Genomic DNA, 19021 nt, shown 5'->3' with positions numbered 1-19021 from the left:
GCGCTGCTCATGACGCGCCGGAGTAACGTCGAGGCCGTGACTGAGCCGCTTGACCCCGTGCCGCCGCTCAACCCGGTGCCGCCGTTCGACCCCGCGCCGCGGCTCGACCCCGTGGCGTCCGACGCGTCGGACGCCACGCCGCGCGTCGCGATGCCGGGCGGTCTGCCGCACCGCGGCATCGCGCCCGAGCCCGCCGGCCCCGCCCGGCCGGTGATCATGGGCGTCCTCAATGTCACCCCCGATTCGTTCTCCGACGGCGGGCGCTACCTCGACTTCGACGACGCCGTGTCCCATGGCGAGCAGATGGGCGCCGAGGGCGCCGACCTCATCGACGTCGGGGGCGAGTCGACCCGGCCGGGGGCCGAGCGCGTCGACGCCGCGACCGAGATCGCCCGCGTGGTCGACGTGGTGGCCGCCCTGTCCGAACGGAGCCTGGCCGTCTCGATCGACACGACCCGGGCGGCCGTCGCCGCGGCCGCGATCGACGCGGGCGCGAGCGTCGTCAACGACGTCTCGGGGGGCCTGGCGGACCCGGACATGTCGCGGGTCGTGGCCGACACCGGCGCGCTCTGGGTGCTCATGCACTGGCGGGGCCACTCGTCCGACATGCAGCGGCTGGCGCGCTACGAGAACGTCGTCGCGGACGTGAAGGCGGAACTGGAGGACCGGGTCGAGGCGGCGCTGGACTCCGGCGTGGACCGCTCCAAGCTCATCCTGGACCCGGGGCTCGGGTTCGCGAAGTCGGCCGAGCACAACTGGCGGCTGTCGGCGCACCTGGACGAGTTCGTGGCGCTGGGTTACCCGGTGCTGTTCGGGTCGTCGCGCAAGTCCTACCTCGGGGGGCTCCTGGAGGACGCGAGCGGCAAGCCGCGCCCGGTGGGGCGGCGGGAGGCGGCGACGCTGGCGACCTCGGTGCTGGCGTTCGAGGCGGGCGTGTGGGGCGTGCGCGTCCACGACGTGGCCGGGACGGCCGACGCGCGCGCGGTATGGCTGGCGACGCGCCGGGCGCGCTGACGGATCGGCGAGCGTCCGGGCGGGGTCCCGAGCACGTTCGCGCGGCCCGGCCGAGGCTGCCGCCGCGATCGGCCACCGGCGCTCCCAGGACGACGGCCGAGGCACGGGGCGGATCGGCGAGGACCCGGGCGCGACCGGCGCGCCCGCTGACAGATCGACGACAATCCGGGGGCGCCCGCGAGGCGGCTCATGGGGCCGTGACCTGCGCTCGCACGCCTGGCCGGTCGGCCGGGTCGTATCGCGAGCGCATCTCGAAACCTGGAACACCGGTTGCAGATCGCCCCGTCACACCCGTAGCATTCGGCTCGTACTTCATCCAGAGCAGCTGAGGGGTCCGGCCCTGCGACGCTGCGGCAACCACCGAACGAGTCGGCAGGTGCCAATTCCGGCCCGCTGCGCGGGAAAGATGAGGGAGGAGCCTTCTCGTATGTCCAACGCGCTTTTCGCCGACAGCCCTGCCAAGGGTTTGGTCTGCCGCAACTGCAACGCCACGTATGACCTGATCGCCCAGCACGCCTGTTGGGAGTGCTTCGGCCCGCTCGAGGTCGACTACGACCTCGACGCGCTCGCGAAGGTCACGCGCGAGCAGATCGAGTCCGGTCCGCAGAACCTCTGGCGCTACGCGCCGCTGCTGCCGGTCGGCGTCCACCCCGAGGACCGGGTGAGCCTCGACCCCGGCCTGACCCCGCTCATCGACGCGAAGCACCTGGCGAAGGCCCTGGGCATGCGCCGGCTCTGGGTCAAGGACGACAGCGCCAACCCCACCCACTCGTTCAAGGACCGCGTGGTCTCCACGGCCGTCTCGGCCGCGATCAAGCTCGGCTTCGACCGCTTCGCGTGCGCCTCGACGGGGAACCTGGCGAACTCGGTGGCCGCCCACGCCGCCCGCGCCGGCGTCCCTTCGATCGTGTTCATCCCCCACGACCTGGAGCCGGGCAAGATCGTGCAGTCGGCGATCTACGGCGGCACGCTCGTGGCGGTGCAGGGCTCCTACGACGACGTCAACCGGCTGTGCTCGGAGCTGACGGAGACCGACGAGTTCGAGACGACCGCGTTCGTCAACGTCAACATCCGCCCCTACTACGCCGAGGGCTCCAAGACGCTCGGCTACGAGGTCGCCGAGCAGCTCGGCTGGCGGCTGCCCGAGCAGGTCGTGGTGCCGATGGCCTCCGGGGAGCTGCTCACCAAGATCCACAAGGCGTTCGAGGAGACGGCCGAGATCGGCCTGACCGAGCCGGGCAAGGTCCGCGTCTTCGGCGCGCAGTCGGCCGGGTGCAGCCCGATCGCCGACGCGTACGCCGAGGGCACCGACGTCATCACCCCGGTGAAGCCCACGGGCATCGCCAAGAGCCTCAACATCGGCGACCCGGCCGCGGGCCCGTACGCGATCGAGGCGTGCCGGTCCACGGGCGGCGGGATGGCGAAGGTCTCCGACGACGAGATCCGCGAAGGCGTAAAGCTCCTCGCTTCGACCACCGGCGTGTTCGCCGAGACGGCCGGCGGCGTGGTCGTCGCTACGCTCCGTAAGCTGCTGGAGTCGGGCCAGCTCGACCCGCAGGCGGAGACGGTCATTTACAACACCGGCGAGGGTCTGAAGACATTGGACGCCGTGTCGTCCCTGGTGGGGCCCACGCACACGGTGAAGCCTTCCTTGAAGGCCGCGAAGGAAGCCGGGCTGCTGTCCTCCTGAGTGGAGTGAGGGGTTCGGGAACCGTTGGCGTTTAAGCGCTTTCCGAACCCCTGAAATTATCACTCTGCGTGAGCGGTGAGAAGGCTTGTGTCGGATACCCGACAAAAAGAAGCCAGGTGCGGGTCTTGACCCTATTCACTGAATGAGCAAGAATTCTTCTTGCGGGAGGCCGCAGTCGTCCTGTCGCCACTCACCCGGTTGACTGCGAGTCCTGGGGCTAGAACGTGTCGAGCAGCGCCAGCCGGTGTCAGGAACTGCGGTCTCCCGACCACGCTTCCTTCTGAGCCCATCCTTGTGACGCAACCGCTTCGAGCGCCGTCCTCTTGAACGCGTCCCTCTCGCTCACGGCTCCGTCGAACCAGGCGTTCCCAGAGTCGTTCCCCTCCAAACCTTCCGCGTCCGAGCCGATCGTCGCGCACGGTAATCGGCTTGTCCGCGTCGGTCCCGTCCGCGACACTCAGGACCATGACGCATTACGACATCGTGCGGGTCGAGCCGTCCGACCACGCCCTGGTCCGGTCCTGGCTCGACGCGCAACAGGCCGCCCACGAACACGACACCCCCCACCAGCGGCCGTGGAACCCCATGCGGCCCTTGAGCTCCCTGGTGACCAGCAGCGCCGACGGCCGGAACGAGCAGTGGGCCGCGGTCGTCGACGGCCGCGTGCTCGGCAGCCTCTCGCTCTCGCTCTCGGACCTCGACAACACGCACCTGGCCGGATTCGACCTGTCCGTCCGTCCCGGCGAGCGCCGCCGCGGCGTCGGCTCGGCCCTGCTGCGCCACGCCGAGCAGCGCGCCGCCGAGGAGGGCCGCGACACGATGTCCGTGTGGCTCGCCGCTCCCGGCCCGGGCGATCCGACCGTCGGCGAGGTCGGCTCGGTCTTCGCCGTCGGCAAGGGCTTCAAGCGGTCCCTCGAATGCGCGGTCCGCGTCTGCGATCTCGACGCCGTGGACGAGGACGCGCTCGACCGGCTGTGGGAGGACGCCTGGACCCGAGCCGAGGGCTTCGAGGTCGTCGCGTTCGTCGGCGCCCCGCCCGAGGACCTCGTCGACGGGATGGCGTACCTGCACGCCCGCATGTACACCGACATGCCGTTGGGCGAGTGGGACCTCCAGGAGGCCGTCGTCGACCGCGACCGGCTCCTCGACTGGGAGCGCCGACGCCGCCTGCGGGGCGAGTTGCACCTGCAGGTCGCCGTGCGCCACAAGGAGAGCGGCGCGGTGGCGGGCTTCACGGAGATCATCGTCGAAGGCGGCGAGGAGCGGCACTGCGTCCAGGGGGACACCATCGTGGACCCGCGCTTCCGCGGACACCGGCTGGGCACGATCCTCAAGATCGCCAACCAGCGGCGCGTGCGCGAGTGGCGGCCGCGGATGCGGTACGTGTGGACGGGGAACGCCGTGTCCAACGAGCACATGATCAGCATCAACGAGGCGGTCGGCTACCGGATCTCCTGCCTCGAGAACGTCTACCAGAAGAAGCTCGCCTGAGCGTCCTCAGCGGATGAGGCGCTCGTGCATCCGGCGGCGCTCGGCGTGGAGCTTCGCGACCCGCTCGCGCAGGCGCTCGTCGTCCTTGTCGCGCAGGGCCTCGCGGAGCTCGTGGATCTCCTGCTCGACGTCGAGTCCGCGCCGGTTCAGGAGGTGGAGCGTCTCGTGCGGCTCGGGTTCGGGGGTGCGCCGCAGCAGGCGCGCCCCTTCGGCGGTGACGCCGAAGCGGGCGAGCATCGCGGCGTCGAGCGCGATGGCGTGCGCATGGTCGGCCACTTTGGACATGCGCTCGGAGCCTTCGCGCTGCTGGTCGGAGAGCCCGGTGTGGGCGTACAGCCACCAGAGCGTCTCGCCGTCGAGGTGGCGGACGCTGACGCCCTGTGGGACGAGCATCTGGCCGAGGGTGCTGTGGTTGCGGCGGTAGACGGTGGCGGCGCGCGCGGCCGGCTCGAGGAGGCTCAGGCCGATGGAGGGGCTGTGGTGGTAGGCCCGGTGCCCCGCCGCCGCGGTCGGCACCCAGTTGCAGCCCAGCGTGGGCGCGAGGATCGCGGGGTTGTCGCGTCCTTCGGCGAGGTGGGCGGCCGCCTCCTGGTGGAGGCGGCCGACGAGGTCGCGGTGGATCGCGTCGTCGTCGTCCAGCCGCGTGGTGAGGACCCAGGCCTTCCCGCGGGCCTTGGCCTCCTCGCGGACGCGGACGACGAGGTCCGGGACGAAGTCGCGCTTCAGCTCGGTCTCGGCGAGGTGCAGGTACGGGCGGTCGGCGGCCAGCGCCTCGAGGTGCTTCCTGGCGACCGGGGGCATGTTGCGGTCGATCGCGACGACCCACAGGAAGTCGCGGTGGGTCTGGGCGTCGAGCGAGGCGAGCGTGAGGTGCTCCAGGAGGAGCTGCCGGTAGGCGAACCACTGCTCGTCGAAGACGCCGATGCCGTGGCGTGTGGCGATGACGTGCAGGAAGTCCGAGGACGTCGGCAGCGGGCCGTGGGCGGGCCCCTCGCGGGCGTCGCGGGCGAGGGCCGCGGTGCGGAGCCTTCGGCGCAGGCGCGCGGGGAGCAGTCGCGACAATCGCATGGGGGATCCCTCCCGGAAGGGTGCGACGGCGCCACACCGGCTCGGACTCCCGGCACGCTAGCCGACTCCGGTGACGGGGACCCGAACGCCGGACGAACAATCGCCGAAAGGGCGCTGCGGGTTCAGTCCGGATCGGACTCGGCGCGCTGGCGGACCGGGGAGGGGCGGTCCCGGACCAGGGCCGCGTGGATCTCGCCGACCTGCCGTTCCAGCCGGTCCATGCGTTCGCGCAGCTCGTCGGCCTCGGCGCGTTCGGCGGTCTTGGAGGCCGACGAGACGCGGTCGACGAACCACGACGCGAGCGAGCCGCTGACCAGTCCGAAGAGGCCGATCCCGGCGAACATCAGGAACGCCGCGATGGCCCTGCCCTCGACCGTCTGCGGCACCATGTCCCCGTAGCCGACGGTGGTGGCGGTGACGATCGACCACCACATGGCGTCGTCGAGGTCGGCGATCTGGGTGCCCTCCGAGCCCCGTTCGGCGTCGAGGATCGCCAGGCTGGAGACCACCAGGATCATGGTGGTGACGGTGACGACGTAGAACGCCGCCTGGAAGCGCTTCGAGGCCTCCGCGTGGCGGCGGAAGACCTCGGTCAGCAGGACGACGACCCGGACGACCCGCAGCGGCCGCAGGAGCGGCAGCAGCACCATGAGGAGGTCGAGCGGGTGGGTGACGAGGAACCGGAGGCGGTTGCCGCGGCCCGCCATCACGACCCGGACGGCGAGGTCGACGGCGTACACCGCCCACACCAGGACGTACACCCCCGTCGCGGCCGTCCGGGCCCAGTCCGGCACGCCCGGGTAGAGGATCGGGACCGCGTAGGCGACGAGGAAGAGCAGGGCCAGCGCGAGCAGGGGCATGTGGGTGGCGCGTTCCCAGGCGGTCAGCTGCGGGGGCCAGTGGGCGTCGGGAGCGTCGGGCGGCGGGAGGGCGGACATGCCCCCCAGGCTAACCGGCCGAGCGACCGCGTGCGCTCAGTGACGATTCGCTCACGTTTCGCGGCTGTGGGCGTAGTTCTCCAGGTATTCGAGCTGTTCGGGGTCGAGGCTGGGGCGGACGCGCTCGATCGCCTGCTCCACGTGGGCGGCGGTGACCACGCTGGCCTCGAGGGACTCGCGCATCGCCGTCAGCGCGGCCTCGCGGACGAGGGCGGCGCAGTCGGCGGCCGAGTACAGCCACAGCTCGTCGGCCACGGCGTCGAGGTCCACGTCGTCGGCGAAGGGCACGTTCCTCGCGTTGGCGCGCAGGATGTCCGCGCGTCCGCGGGCGTCCGGCGGCGGCACGTACACCAGGCGTTCGAGGCGGCCGGGCCGCAGGAGGGCCGGGTCGATCATGTCGGGCCGGTTGGTCGCGCCGACCACGACGACGTCGCGCAGGGACTCGGCGCCGTCGAGTTCGGTCAGGAGCGCGGCGACCACGCGGTCGGCGGTGCCGCCGTCGGTGCCGCCGCCGCGCACGGGGGCGAGCGCGTCGAGCTCGTCGAAGAACATCAGGGTCGGGCTGGCCTGGCGGGCGCGGCGGAACAGCTCGCGGACGTTCTTCTCCGACTCGCCGACCCACTTGTTCAGCAGTTCGGAGCCCTTGACGCTGAGCACGTTGGCGTGGCCCTCGCCGGCGACGGCGCGGACGATGTAGGTCTTGCCGCACCCGGGAGGTCCATAGAGGAGGATGCCGCGCGGGGCCTCGATGCCCAGGCGCGTGAACGCGTCCGGGTAGGTCAGCGGCCACAGGACGGTCTCGGTGAGGGTCTGCTTGAGGTCTTCCATGCCGCCGACGTCGGCGAGGGTGAGGCCGCCGAGCTCGACCGAGTCGCCCGACATGCTGGTCGGCCGCACGGATTCGAGCGCGCCGTCGAAATCGGACGGCTGCAGGGCCGTCGCGCCGCCGTCCTTGGCGCGCATGGCGGCCCGGACGCCGGCCTCGCGGACCATGACGGCGAGGTCGGAGGCGACGTAGCCGGGGGCGCGCTGCGCCACCGACTCGAGCTTCACGTCCTCGGCCACCTTCATGCCGCGGGTGAAGTAGACGAGGAGGTCGCGACGGGCCTCGGTGTCGGGCATCGGGACGACGACCTCGTGCTCGAGGCGCGAGCGGAGGGCCGTGTCGACGTCCTCGACGCGGGCGGTCGTGCACACCACGGCGTGCTCGCCCGGATCGGCGAGGACCTCGTCGACGAGCTGCGCGAACATGGTGCCCAGGGGCGTGCGCTTCCCCGCCGGGGCGATCGCCTCGACCCCGCGGACCAGAAGCACGCCGGGCGCGTCGAGCGCGGCGACGGCGGCGCGGAGCCGGTCGGCGGCCGCGTTCGCCTCCAGGGCGGCCAGGTCGTGGCCGGAGACCTCGCTGATCCGCGCGCCGACGGCGGCGGCCACGGAGCGGGCGACGGTGGCCTTGCCCGCCCCCGAGGGGCCGGAGACGAGGACCCCGAGGGCCATGTCGGTGCCGACGACCTTGAGGACCTCGCGGTGGTTGAAGCCCAGGTCGAGCAGTTCCCGCAGTTCCTCGGCGGGGATCTTGGCCCCGGCGAGCTCGTCGTAGGGGATCGGGGCGATGCCGGGGACGGCCTCGGCCGGCGCCCGGACGGGCTCGCGCGCCTCGGCGCGGGGACGGGAAGCGGCGGCCTCGCCGCCGTAGGACGCCGGCATCGGGGCGCCGGCGCGGCCCAGGGAGACCGTGCGGCCGGAGGCGAGGGAGACGTCGATCGAGTCGGGGACGTCGTGCTCCCATTCGACGCGCGTGTCCGAGGTGATCATGGCGGCGTGCGCCGGATCGGCCTCGACCACGTTGAGCACCATGGTGGTCCAGCCCATGCCGAGGGTGTTGTTGAGGGTGCGGCGGGTCGAGGCGACGAGCTCGCGCTGGGCGTCGCCGAGCTCGATCGGCAGGAGGGACACGTCGTCGCCCTCGCTCACGACCTTCGACAGCAGCGCCAGGCGGAGCGTGTCGGGGTCGACGACGGCGACGGCCGAGGCCGGTCCGGACAGCACCACGCGGTCGGCCGCGGTCAGCTCGACCGGGGCCAGGCGGATCGCGTCGCCGTCGCGCGCGCCGATGTTGCCGAGCGTGAGGTCGTCGGCGTAGAGGGCGCGGCGGGAGGCGTACCGGTCCGCCGCGAGCGCGATCGCGGCGGTCGCGCGGCGACCGGTCAGCTCCACGGCGTCGCCGGGGCGCAGGCCCAGGGCGGTGAGCGCCTCGGGGTGGAGGCGGACGATCCCGCGGCGGGCGTCGAGTGCGGCGCGGGCGCGGGTGGCGGTCAACGTGAGGGAACCAGAGTCGGTCACGCCGCCCAGCCTATTACGGCGCGGGAACGAACGGCGACGGTCGCGGTGCGCCCGTCGCCACACCGGTCGCGCCCGCGGCGGGCGCGGTCTACTCCTCCGCGGGAGCGAGCTCCATGCGGTAGACCTGACGGCCGTCCTCCATGAGGATCGCGGTCGCGGCGCCCTGCTCGGCGAACTCCCGCCAGCGCTCGCCCAGCCACGACTCCGCGTCGCCCTGGCTGCCCAGGTCGCTGTCGGGGGCTTCGATGGCGTTGCCGTCGGCGTCTTCGAGCTTCCAGGTCCAAGTCATGGGCCCAGATTACGCGATCGGGGGCTACCAGTCGAAGCGGTCGTGCGACGGCGCGGTCACCGGTGTGCGCTCGACCGGGGCAGGCTCCTCCTCGCGGGCGCGCGGACGGAAGGCGACGCCCAGCGCGACCAGCGTCCACAAGGGCAGGAGCGCGAGCCAGAGCCAGGCGGGCGAGACCGGGAGCGGCGCGATCGTCCAAACGCCGCGGTCGAGCGCGTCCACGACCGCGAGGAGGCCGATGAGGCCGGTGAACGTCCCGAAGAACGGCAGGCCGCACCGGCGCCAGGAGCGGCCCGCGAGGAGCCAGCCGAGGCCCCACAGGCCGATCGCGATGGCCTCGTAGTCGGCCCGGCCGGACCACAGGGCGAGCAGCAGGAGCAGGGCGCCCGCGCCGGTCGCCATGGCGGAGAACGTCATCTGGTGCGGCCGGGGCGCGATCGGGGCCCGGGCGGCGGCGAGCCAGCCCGCGCCGGTGAGGAACAGCAGGGAGGTGGCGAAGAGGACCGCGGCCTGGAACTCGATCCGATCGGTAGAGGTCGCGCCGAGCCAGTCGCAGCCGGTCGGGGCCTCGCCGCCGGCGACGGCCTCGGGGCCGCAGCGCCAGACCTTGTAGGCCCGCAGCGGGTCGCCGTAGACGCGGTCGACCGAGGCGCCGCAGCCGGGGAGGACGTCGGGGGTGGTGTGGTGGGCGGGCTGGTCGAAGCAGTTGCCCGAGCCGGTCCCGTCCCACCAGAGGTCGATGCGGTTGCGGGAGCGGGCGCCGTCGTCGCGGAAGCCGAGGGTGTTGCCTTCGATGCGGTTGCCCTCGGCCCGCGGCCCGCCGGTGGGCGACCACACGGCGACGGCGGCGAGGCGCTGGCCCCAGATGTGGTTGTCGGCGAGGTGGACGCCGCTGCCGCTGATGGCGACGCCGACGCCCGCGGGGGCGGTGAGGTCGACGCATCGGACCCCGGCGTCGCCGATGCCGCCGCGTTCGGGTTCACAGGCCGGAGAGTCGATCTCGGCCTCGGCGTTGTTGTCGTGGATCAGGTTCCCGCTCACGCGAAGGCCGGCGTCCGCGACGGGTTCGGCGATGAGGAGGCCGGTGGCGTTGCCGTGCAGGTGGTTGCCGGTGAGTTCCAGGTCGGTCTGGCCGCCGACGCGCATCCCGATGCGGTTGCCCGTGGCTTCGCAGGAGTCCACGGTGGTCTGGAGCCCGCTGAGGGTGATCCCGGCGTTGCCGTTGCCTTCGGCGCGGCAGTCGAGGACGGCCACCGGGCCCGCGCCGCCGATCGCGAGGCCGTTGGCGCGGTTGCCGACCCCGGCGACGCCCTCGACGACGGCACTGTGGACGCCGCCGAGGTCGAGGCCGCTGACGCGGGCCTCGGTGAGCATGAAGCCCTTGAGGTACACGCTCATGCGGGACCCGATCACGAGCGCGCTGTCGTGGTCGAATCCGGCGGAGAACTGCACGTCGTCGGGGCTGTCGCCGAGGCCTTCGATCTGGAGGTCGGCGCCTTCGCCGGGCCCTTCGGCGGCGTCGTCGGGGGCGTCGAGGATCTGCACGCCCGTCCCGGGGTAGTGGCCGGGGAGCACGAGGACCCGGGTCCCGTCGGTCGCGAGGGCGTCCGCGACCGCGTCGGCGAGGCTGGTGTAGCCGCGCTCGGGGCACTCCTCGTAGAGCCGCTCGTTCTGGATGCGCTTGTTGTAGCCGACGCCTTCGTTGCGTTCGGTGAAGTCCTCGGGGTCGCTCGGGCAGACGAGGAGGGAGGGGCCGTCCTCCCGGTACTCGGGCGGCGCCGCCCCCGACGGGACGTCGTCGAGGGCGTGCCGGGCCGGGGGCGCGGGCGGGGGTTCGGTCCAGAGGGCTCCGGCGAGGAGGGAGGCGCAGATGGCCGTCGCGGTGAGGAGGGCTCCGAAGGCGGCCGCACGGGGATGAGGCATGCGCTCAGCGTAGGGGGCGTGCGCGTTTCGGGGAAGGGCCGCGCGAAGCGCTTGGGGGCCAAAGCGAGCGGCGGCGGCGCCGACGCGGCATACCGTCCCTGGAAGGGATGGTATGCCGCGCTAGCGCAGTGGCTTGCGCCGTCTGCACTGGCAGCCAGTACAGAGAAAGGGAGAACCACTCACTCTACCGTGAGCGGTCCTCCCTCGCAGTACTCAGTCGGCCTGAGTGCGCAGTCCCTGAACGGGGCTGCTTACATCATGCCGCCCATGCCGCCCATGTCGGGCGCGCCGCCACCGGCGTTCTCCTTCTCCGGGGCGTCGGCGACGACGGCCTCGGTGGTCAGGAACAGCGCGGCGATCGACGCGGCGTTCTGCAGCGCCGAGCGGGTGACCTTGGCCGGGTCCGGGATGCCGGCGGCCAGCATGTTCACGTACTCGCCGGTCGCGGCGTTCAGGCCCTCGCCCGCGGGCAGGCCGCGGACCTTCTCCACCACGACGCCGCCCTCGAGGCCGGCGTTCTCGGCGATGGCGCGGAGCGGGGCGCCCAGCGAGCGGCGCACGATCTCCACACCGGTGGCCTCGTCGCCCTCGGCCTCGATCTTCTCGAAGGCGATCGCGCCGGCCTGGGCCAGCGCGGTGCCGCCGCCGGGGAGGATGCCCTCTTCGACCGCGGCCTTGGCGTTGCGCACGGCGTCTTCGACGCGGTGCTTGCGCTCCTTGAGCTCGACCTCGGTGGCCGCGCCGACCTTGATGACGGCCACGCCGCCGGCCAGGCGCGCCAGGCGCTCCTGCAGCTTCTCGCGGTCGTAGTCGGAGTCGGAGTTCTCGATCTCGGCGCGGATCTGGTTGATCCGGCCCTGGATCGCCTCTTCCTCGCCGCCGCCGTCGACGATGATGGTGTCGTCCTTGGTGATGACGACCTTGCGGGCCTGGCCCAGCAGCGACAGGTCGGTGTTCTCCAGCTTGAGGCCGATCTCCTCGGAGATGACCTGGCCGCCGGTGAGGATGGCGATGTCGCCGAGCATGGCCTTGCGGCGGTCGCCGAAGCCGGGGGCCTTGACGGCCGCCGACTTGAAGATGCCGCGGATCTTGTTCACCACGAGGGTCGGGAGGGCTTCGCCGTCCACGTCCTCGGCGATGATCAGGAGCGGCTTGCCGGTCTGGGTGACCTTCTCCAGCGTCGGCAGCAGGTCCTTGACCGCGGAGATCTTCTGGTTGGCCACGAGGATGTAGGGCTCCTCGAGCACGGCCTCCATGCGGTCCTGGTCGGTCACGAAGTAACCGGACAGGTAGCCCTTGTCGAAGCGCATGCCCTCGGTGAGCTCCAGGTCGAGGCCGAACGTGTTCGACTCCTCGACGGTGATGACGCCTTCCTTGCCGACCTTCTCCATCGCCTCGGCGATGATGGCGCCGACGGTGGCGTCGCCGGCCGAGATCGAAGCGGTGTTGGCGATCTGCTCCTCGGTGTCGACCTCGGTGGCCGAGGACTGGAGGTGCTCAACGACGGCGGCGACGGCCTTCTCGATGCCCTTCTTGATGGCGATCGGGTTGGCGCCCGCGGCGACGGCGCGCAGGCCTTCCTTCACGAGGGCCTGGGCGAGCACGGTCGCGGTGGTCGTACCGTCACCGGCGACGTCGTCGGTCTTCTTCGCGACCTCCTTGACCAGCTCGGCGCCGATGCGCTCGTAGGGGTCCTCCAGCTCGATCTCCTTGGCGACGGAGACACCGTCGTTGGTGATCGTGGGGGCGCCCCACTTCTTGTCCAGCACCACGTTGCGGCCCTTCGGGCCGAGGGTCACCTTGACGGCTTCGGCGAGGGTGTTCATGCCCCGCTCCAGCCCGCGGCGAGCCTCCTCGTCGAATGCGATCATCTTCGCCATGGTTGATGGCTTCCTTTCGGATAACGTTCGTGGTCGACGGTGAGGCGGCATCCCCGCGACGGTGAGCCTGAGCAGGCTCGACCACCTCATCGCGTTCTTAGCGGTTAGCACTCCCCAGCGGCGAGTGCCAAAACCAGGTATAGCACTCTCGCCTTGAGAGTGCCAATCCGGGGCGCGAAACAAGTGGTGAAGAGCGCGGGCGAGAAACGAGGACGCCGGGGCGCGCGCCCCGGCGTCCTCGACAGGTCCGTTCGCGGGCTCACCGGCCGGGGGCCGGGTGCCCCGGCTCGCCCGGATCGGCGGAGTCCACGGCGGTGCCGGAGGCCTCGGCCGACAGCGACGTGGACGAGACCGGTTCGGCCCGGCCCCGCAGCCACGCGTAGGTGCACAGCGACGCGGCGAGGATCCAGATCATCGGCACGAGCAGCAGCAGCGACATGATCGCCTCCGTCAGGACGGTGAGGACCGCGGCCAGCCACGGCGCGAACAGGGCGTGCCAGACGCCGGCCAGGAGCAGGCCCGCCAGCGCGATGACGACGTTCGCGGCGACGGCGACGAGCACGACGATGACGATGCGGCCCAAGGCGGGCCAGAACGCCGAGTGCGTCAGCCGGATCGAGCGGGCGTAAGGGCTGCGGCGGGCCTCGAAGACCGCGGCGGGGGCCATGAGGCTGAGCGCGAAGATCGCCCACAGGCCCGGCAGGACGCACAGCACGAGGCCCACGCTGACGGTGAGCCAGGCGAGCAGCAGCCACAGGAAGAACCTCCGGCCGCGCTTGAACCCGAAGGAGAAGGCCTCCCCGAGGGCGAGGAACCCGCCGGCGGCTTCGGCGGCGGCGGTGCGCACCGCCGCGAGCGCGGCCGATCCGGCCACGTACAGCACCGCCAGGGTGAGGATCGCGCCGATGACGCCGGCCGCGGCGCCCGGGGAGTACTCGCGGACCCACGCGCCCCAGTCGGTGACGACCACGTCGGACTCGGGCGCGCGCACGTTGTTGTTGAAGGCGCCGAGGATCCAGCGCGGCAGGACCACGCCGATGAGGAGGATGAGCCCGACGGTGCGCCAGGACCGCTGCACCACGTCCATCGAGGCGTGCCACCAGCCCTCGAACGTGTCGGTCACGAGGGGGTCGCCGCCGTTGAAACGGCCCGAGGGCTCGCCCGTCCGGCCGGGGTTCCAGTACGGATCATCGCTCATAGGCCGGATCGTAGACCAGCCGAGGGTATATATCAGACAAACGGCGCCATCGCATCAATTCGGGGATGACAGGATCGCGCGTTCTCCTCCCCCGCGGCGCGGAGAGCCATTACGGTACGCAGGTATCGGCGCACGTCGCGCCGGTCGCTGCGAACCCGGGAGCGCCGATGTCCCAACCTGACCGCCCCCTCGTCGGCCGCGAGCGGACCTTCTTCGGGCACCCGCGCGGTCTGGCCGTCCTGTTCGGCACCGAGATGTGGGAACGGTTCAGTTTCTATGGGCTGCAGGGCATCCTGCTGGTGTTCCTCACCGCGTCGCTGGCGCAGAACGGCCTCGGGCTCGACGCGACCGTGGCGGTCCCGATCGCGTCCCTCTACTCGGGGCTGGTGTACCTGACGGCGCTGCCGGGCGGGTGGCTGGCCGACCGGATCCTCGGGCCCCGGCGCGGGGTGCTCATCGGCGGCATCGTCATCATGTGCGGGCACCTGTCGATGGCCGTTCCCGTCGAGAACCCGGCGACGGTGTTCTTCGGGCTGTTCCTGGTCGTGGTCGGCTCGGGCCTGCTGAAGCCGAACATCTCGGTGATGGTCGGCAAGCTCTACGACGGGGACGACGACGCCCGCCGCGACGCCGGGTTCTCCGTGTTCTACATGGGCATCAACCTCGGCGCGTTCCTCGGCATCCTCATCACCCCGTACCTGGCCGGGGAGGACCGCTGGCACCTCGGCTTCGGCGCCGCCGCCGTCGGCATGGCGCTGGGCCTGCTGTGGTACGTGCGCGGCTGGCCGCGGCTGACGAACGCCGGGATCGGGCCCGCCCGGCCGTTGAACGACGCCGAGAAGAAGCAGGTGACGCGGGTCCTGGCGATCGCGATCGCCGTCACCGCCGTCGCCGTCGCGATCTGGGCCTCCACGGGGACCCTCACCCTCGCCACCGTCCCCACGGTGGTGACGGGCCTCTCGATCGGCGCCGCCGTCTGGTACTTCGTCTACATCTTCAGCCAGGCCAAGGGGATCACCGCCGCCGAGCGCGCGGGCCTGCGCGCGTACGTGGGCCTGTTCATCGCCTCGGTCGTGTTCTGGATGCTCTACCTGCAGATGGGCTCGGTGCTGACCGCGTTCGCCGACTCGTCCGTGGACCTCGACTCGTGGGGCTTCCACCTGCCCGCGGGCGGGGTGCAGAACTTCAACTCGATCTTCATCCTGGTCTTCTCGCCGCTCTTCGGGGCGCTGTGGGTGTGGACGGGCTCGCGCTTCGGCGCCGCCTACAAGTTCGCGAGCGGCGTGTTCCTCGTCGGCTTCGCGTACGTCTTCCTCGGCTGGCTCCAGGGCCGGGCCGACACCGGCGTCCTCATCGCGCTCGGCTGGATGGCCTGGGTGTACCTGCTGCTCACGTTCGGCGAGCTGTGCGTCTCGCCCGTCGGACTGAGCGTGACGACGCAGCTGGCGCCCTCCAGCCTCAAGGGGCAGATGATGGGCGTGTGGTTCCTCGGTCCGGCGGTGGGCACGCCGCTGGGCGGGCAGGCGTACAAGTTCCTGGTCCCCGCGGTCGGCGAGCAGTGGTTCTTCTACCTCCTCGCGGGGGTCGCGATCCTCACCTCGATCGTGCTGGCCCTGTGCAGCCCCGCCCTGCACCGGCTCATGGGCCGGGGCGGGCACGGCTCGGGCGCGCCGCTGGCGGTGCCGCCGGAGCAGGAGTTCGAGGGGCGCGGCTAACCGCGGCCGTTGAACCACGCCTCGGCCTGGGCGACCAGGCGGCGCATCGGGCTCTGCGGCGGCGGCTCGTCGCTGCGCGGCCCCGGGTGCAGGGCGGCGAAGCCCGGCTCGATCAGGCGCGGCTTGAGCGGCTCGGCCGGTTTGATCCACGGGTCGCTCTCGCCCCCTTCGGGGTCGGCGACCCAGCGGCGGCCCACCCGGTCGAGGCCGATCGGGTAGACCGTCGCGCCGCTCCGGTCGATCCGGATCCGCAGGAAGCACTTCTGGTCGATCACCGACATGCCCGCGAACAGTTCGTTCGTGTTGACGCCCAAGCGGTTCGCGACGACCAGGTAGAGGCCCACGATCCACGTGCCCACGAGTCCGGCCACGGGCAGGTACGCCAGGTAGGTCCAGAGGTTCACCTCCTCGAGCGAGTTGAGGAACCACGCCCCGCCCCAGGCCAGGCCCACCTGCGCCGCGCCGTGCAGCGCCCCGAGCGCGTAGTGCCGGGTGGCGCGCCGGCCCTCGCCGGGGTGGGCGAAGCCGACGCCCGCGCCCAGCAGCACGGCGGCGACGGCCACGAACGGGCCCGTGCCCTCCATGATGCACACCGTCGCGATGAGGGCGATGACCGCCATGAGCGCCACGAAGCCCTTGTTCAGCCACGGCAGCCGCCCGAAGATCCCGAGCGCGTAGCCCATCGACTTCGCCTTCGACGGGTAGACCTCCGTGAGCCGGTAGCACCGCTCGCGCGCGTTGGGCTCGGGGATCGACTTCCGCGGGGCCGTCAGCTCCTCGGGCAGGTCGTGCGTGGGCGAGAGGTACGCGCCCCCGCCCCCGGCGGTGATCATGTGGCGGCTGCCGTCGACCTCCTCGTAGTGCGCGTAGTGGTGCCGGTCGCCGGTGAGCACGAGCGGCACGCGCGCGCCCCGCGCGGCGATCACGTCGCGGATGAAGTGGTCGATCCGGTCGAAGGAGTGCGGGTCGTCCTCGGTCCACAGCCACGAGGGCTGCGGTACGCACAGGATCACCTGGTCGCCCTCGCGCATCCGCTCGGCCGCGCGGCGGAAGTACTCGATCTGGTTCTGGTCCAGGTGCGTGTCGAACTGGGCGTCCACTGCGAACAGCCACCAGCGGTGCGGCAGCTCCAGCGCGAAATAGGAGCGCTTCTGGAAGGTGCGGTAGCCGCCGATCGCCCGGCCCTCGGTGAACTGGCGGGCGAACGCGGTGAGGCCGTCGAACCAGTCGTGGTTGCCCGGGATCGCGTACAGGGACACCGGATGCCCGGGATTCGCGGCCTCGTAGGGGCCCTTGGTGCGCTGCTCGTACTCGAGCCAGTCCCCCGCCGGGTACACCTCATCGCCGCCCATGACGAGGATCGACCCGCGCGGCAGGCGCTCGCCGCCGACCTCGAGGTGGTCCTGGGCCATGAGGTACGCGATCGAGTAGGTGGCGTTGAAGCCGTCGCCGATGTCGGCCACGTAGTCGATCCACAGCTCCTCGGCGGCGGTGTGGTCGAAGACCTCCTGGCGCCGGCCGCCGATGATCTCGCGCTTGTCGACGTAGCCCCCGAAGAGCCGGGCGAGTCCGAACCGCATGCTCGTGTCGAGCAGGGTCCGGGGCGAGAGCCAGCGCACCGGCCCCTGCGGGGAGAAGCGGAGCTGCTCGGGGCTGAGGTCGTTGGGGCGGTGGGACATAGAGGCCATCATGGCACGTTCCGCGCGCCGACGGAACCCGGTCGGTCACTCCCGGTCACGGCTCACGCCGCGTCCGCCTCGGGCCCGGCATGCGGCGACAACGCGTTCGGCGGACGCGGCGGGGCGTCGTAGGCTCCCCGCATGACGACTGCGCGCCACGCCGACCTCGGCGACATCGATGAGATCGTCCGGCTCCGCGAGATCCTGCTCGCGCCCTGGTTCGACACGACCGACACCGGATGGAAGGCCGAGACCGCCGCGATCCTGCACCGCCGCCTGGACGAGCCGAAGCCGACGATGGCGGTCACCGTGATCGACGCCCCGGACGGCTCGGGCGCGCTGGCGTCCTGCGCGACCGGTGTGATCAGCGAGCGGCTGCCGAACCCGGGGAACCCGTCGGGGCGGTACGGCTGGGTCTTCAACGTCGTCACCGACCCGCGGTGGCGGGGACGCGGGCACAGCCGGGCGTGCACGTCGGCGCTGCTCGACTGGTTCGAGGACCAGAGCGTGACCGTGATCGAGCTGCTGGCCTCCAAGCCGGGCGAGGGCCTGTACCGGGAACTCGGGTTCACGGTCTCCGAGGAACCGGCGATGCGCCTGAACACCCGCCGCCGCATGGACTCCTGAACCGCCGACGCCGCGGCTCCCGAACGATGCCGACCGGTCGAGGGCGCGGGCGGCCCGCGACCCGAGCGGGCGGACCTGCCGGGGGCCGAGGCCCTAGAGGAAGAGGCAGAACGGGTGGCCGGCCGGGTCGAAGAGGACCCGCACGTCGCGCTGCGGCTGGCTCGCGGCCGGGGTCGCGCCTTCGGCGACCGCGTGTTCGACTGCGGCGTCGAGGTCGTCGACCTGGATGTCGAGGTGCTGGGTCGCGACGGGCCGGCCCGGTTCGGCGGGCCAGACCGGCGCCTGCCAGCAGTGCTCGTATTCGAAGGCCAGGCTCGGGGCGGACGCGTCGGGCGACGCGATCTGCGCCCATCCGGCTTCGGGCGGCTCGCCCGGGCCCGGCCCGTGCTCGGTCGTCACCGGCCGCCCCAGCAGGCGGGAGTAGAAGTCGGCGAGGGCGCGCGGGTCGGGGGCGCCGATCGTGACGGCGGTCAAGGAGAGTCGTGGAGCGGTCATGAGTGCAGGCTAACCCCGGCCGCCGCGCCGACATGACGATGCCCGGCGGTCGCGTTCCCGCGTCCTGAAAGCGCCCGGCTTGCAGGCGGGTTCTATGGTGCTTCCCGTAAGCACCGGACACTTCTCACACTCGAGGTTGGAACCGCCATGAGCGAATACGACTCCACGGTCGAAGAGGACTTCACCACGGACGAGTACGGGACCGAGCCGACCGACGACTTCACCGCCGAGGACTCGACCTCCTACACCGACGACACGTACACCGAGGACGCCTACGCCGATGACACCTCCTCGGACGACGTCTACACCACCGTCGCCGACACCGACATCGACGGCGACGGGGTGAACGAGTCGGTCTCCTACGACACGGACGGCGACGGCTACAACGAGACCATCGAGTCCGACACTGACGGCGACGGCTGGGTGGACACGGTCGCGACGGACACCGACGCGGACGGCTATTCCGAGACCCTGCTGCTCGACACCGACGGCGACACGTACCTCGACACGTACGCCACCGACACCGACAACGACGGGTGGGTCGACACCACCGAAGCCGACACGGACGGCGACGGCTTCCTGGACACGTACGCCGCGGACACGGACGGCGACGGCACCTTCGAGACCGTCCAGGCGATCTAGCCGTCGAACGGGGGCGCACGCACGAGGGG

15 protein-coding genes and 1 riboswitch are annotated in these 19021 nt (G+C 71.9%); of the genes, 6 read left to right on the top strand and 9 right to left on the bottom strand.

Annotated elements, in window-relative coordinates:
* Positions 1 to 150: 150 nt before the first annotated feature.
* The 3 genes from folP to K3N28_RS10550 all read left to right on the top strand — a co-directional run bounded on the left by folP (position 151) and on the right by K3N28_RS10550 (position 4195).
* Complete coding sequence (gene folP / locus K3N28_RS10560) at positions 151 to 1014, top strand: dihydropteroate synthase (RefSeq protein WP_374209749.1); 864 nt, start codon at positions 151 to 153, stop codon at positions 1012 to 1014.
* A gap of 309 nt (positions 1015 to 1323) precedes the next feature.
* Positions 1324 to 1427: riboswitch (SAM riboswitch) on the top strand.
* Positions 1428 to 1441: 14 nt separating this feature from the next.
* Positions 1442 to 2704, top strand: a complete 1263-nt coding sequence (gene thrC / locus K3N28_RS10555) for a threonine synthase (RefSeq protein WP_228092495.1) — start codon at positions 1442 to 1444, stop codon at positions 2702 to 2704.
* Positions 2705 to 3169: 465 nt separating this feature from the next.
* Complete coding sequence (locus tag K3N28_RS10550; RefSeq protein ID WP_228092494.1) at positions 3170 to 4195, top strand: GNAT family N-acetyltransferase; 1026 nt, start codon at positions 3170 to 3172, stop codon at positions 4193 to 4195.
* Between the two features lie 6 nt (positions 4196 to 4201).
* Here the strand turns inward: K3N28_RS10550 and K3N28_RS10545 are convergent, their stop codons facing one another.
* The 7 genes from K3N28_RS10545 to K3N28_RS10515 all read right to left on the bottom strand — a co-directional run bounded on the left by K3N28_RS10545 (position 4202) and on the right by K3N28_RS10515 (position 13834).
* Positions 4202 to 5263, bottom strand: a complete 1062-nt coding sequence (locus tag K3N28_RS10545) for a glycosyltransferase (protein WP_228092493.1) — start codon at positions 5261 to 5263, stop codon at positions 4202 to 4204.
* Positions 5264 to 5385: 122 nt separating this feature from the next.
* Entirely contained in the window at positions 5386 to 6201 is an 816-nt protein-coding gene (locus K3N28_RS10540; RefSeq protein WP_228092492.1) for a potassium channel family protein, read from the bottom strand.
* 51 nt (positions 6202 to 6252) lie between these two features.
* Entirely contained in the window at positions 6253 to 8544 is a 2292-nt protein-coding gene (locus tag K3N28_RS10535; RefSeq protein ID WP_228092491.1) for an AAA family ATPase, read from the bottom strand.
* Between the two features lie 88 nt (positions 8545 to 8632).
* Positions 8633 to 8833 carry a hypothetical protein gene (locus tag K3N28_RS10530; protein WP_228092490.1) on the bottom strand — a complete coding sequence of 67 codons (201 nt, stop codon included), beginning with the start codon at positions 8831 to 8833 and terminating at the stop codon, positions 8633 to 8635.
* A 24-nt stretch (positions 8834 to 8857) separates the two neighbouring features.
* Positions 8858 to 10756, bottom strand: coding sequence for a right-handed parallel beta-helix repeat-containing protein (locus tag K3N28_RS10525; protein WP_228092489.1), 1899 nt, complete (start codon positions 10754 to 10756; stop codon positions 8858 to 8860).
* A gap of 251 nt (positions 10757 to 11007) precedes the next feature.
* On the bottom strand, positions 11008 to 12636 hold the full coding sequence (gene groL / locus K3N28_RS10520; RefSeq protein WP_228092488.1) for a chaperonin GroEL: 1629 nt from the start codon (positions 12634 to 12636) through the stop codon (positions 11008 to 11010).
* Positions 12637 to 12895: 259 nt separating this feature from the next.
* Positions 12896 to 13834: a hypothetical protein gene (locus tag K3N28_RS10515; RefSeq protein ID WP_228092487.1), complete on the bottom strand. Its 939-nt coding sequence runs from the start codon at positions 13832 to 13834 to the stop codon at positions 12896 to 12898.
* A 167-nt stretch (positions 13835 to 14001) separates the two neighbouring features.
* On the opposite strand from K3N28_RS10515, the gene K3N28_RS10510 reads away from it, so the two are divergent.
* On the top strand, positions 14002 to 15549 hold the full coding sequence (locus tag K3N28_RS10510; RefSeq protein ID WP_228092486.1) for a peptide MFS transporter: 1548 nt from the start codon (positions 14002 to 14004) through the stop codon (positions 15547 to 15549).
* On the opposite strand, the gene K3N28_RS10505 is transcribed toward K3N28_RS10510, so the two are convergent.
* A complete protein-coding gene (locus tag K3N28_RS10505; RefSeq protein ID WP_228092485.1) occupies positions 15546 to 17228 on the bottom strand; it encodes a metallophosphoesterase in 1683 nt (560 codons plus the stop codon). The two genes, K3N28_RS10510 and K3N28_RS10505, sit on opposite strands and share 4 nt — an antisense overlap.
* 141 nt (positions 17229 to 17369) lie before the next feature.
* On the opposite strand from K3N28_RS10505, the gene K3N28_RS10500 reads away from it, so the two are divergent.
* Positions 17370 to 17855 carry a GNAT family N-acetyltransferase gene (locus K3N28_RS10500; protein WP_228092484.1) on the top strand — a complete coding sequence of 162 codons (486 nt, stop codon included), beginning with the start codon at positions 17370 to 17372 and terminating at the stop codon, positions 17853 to 17855.
* A gap of 93 nt (positions 17856 to 17948) precedes the next feature.
* Here the strand turns inward: K3N28_RS10500 and K3N28_RS10495 are convergent, their stop codons facing one another.
* Entirely contained in the window at positions 17949 to 18350 is a 402-nt protein-coding gene (locus K3N28_RS10495; RefSeq protein WP_228092483.1) for a VOC family protein, read from the bottom strand.
* Between the two features lie 147 nt (positions 18351 to 18497).
* On the opposite strand from K3N28_RS10495, the gene K3N28_RS10490 reads away from it, so the two are divergent.
* Positions 18498 to 18992, top strand: a complete 495-nt coding sequence (locus K3N28_RS10490) for a hypothetical protein (protein WP_228092482.1) — start codon at positions 18498 to 18500, stop codon at positions 18990 to 18992.
* Positions 18993 to 19021: the final 29 nt, after the last annotated feature.

Origin of the sequence: Glycomyces sp. TRM65418 (assembly GCF_019710475.1) — a bacterium.
Taxonomy (GTDB): Bacteria; Actinomycetota; Actinomycetes; order Mycobacteriales; family Micromonosporaceae; genus Glycomyces.
This window is presented reverse-complemented; position numbering and strand designations above follow the sequence as displayed.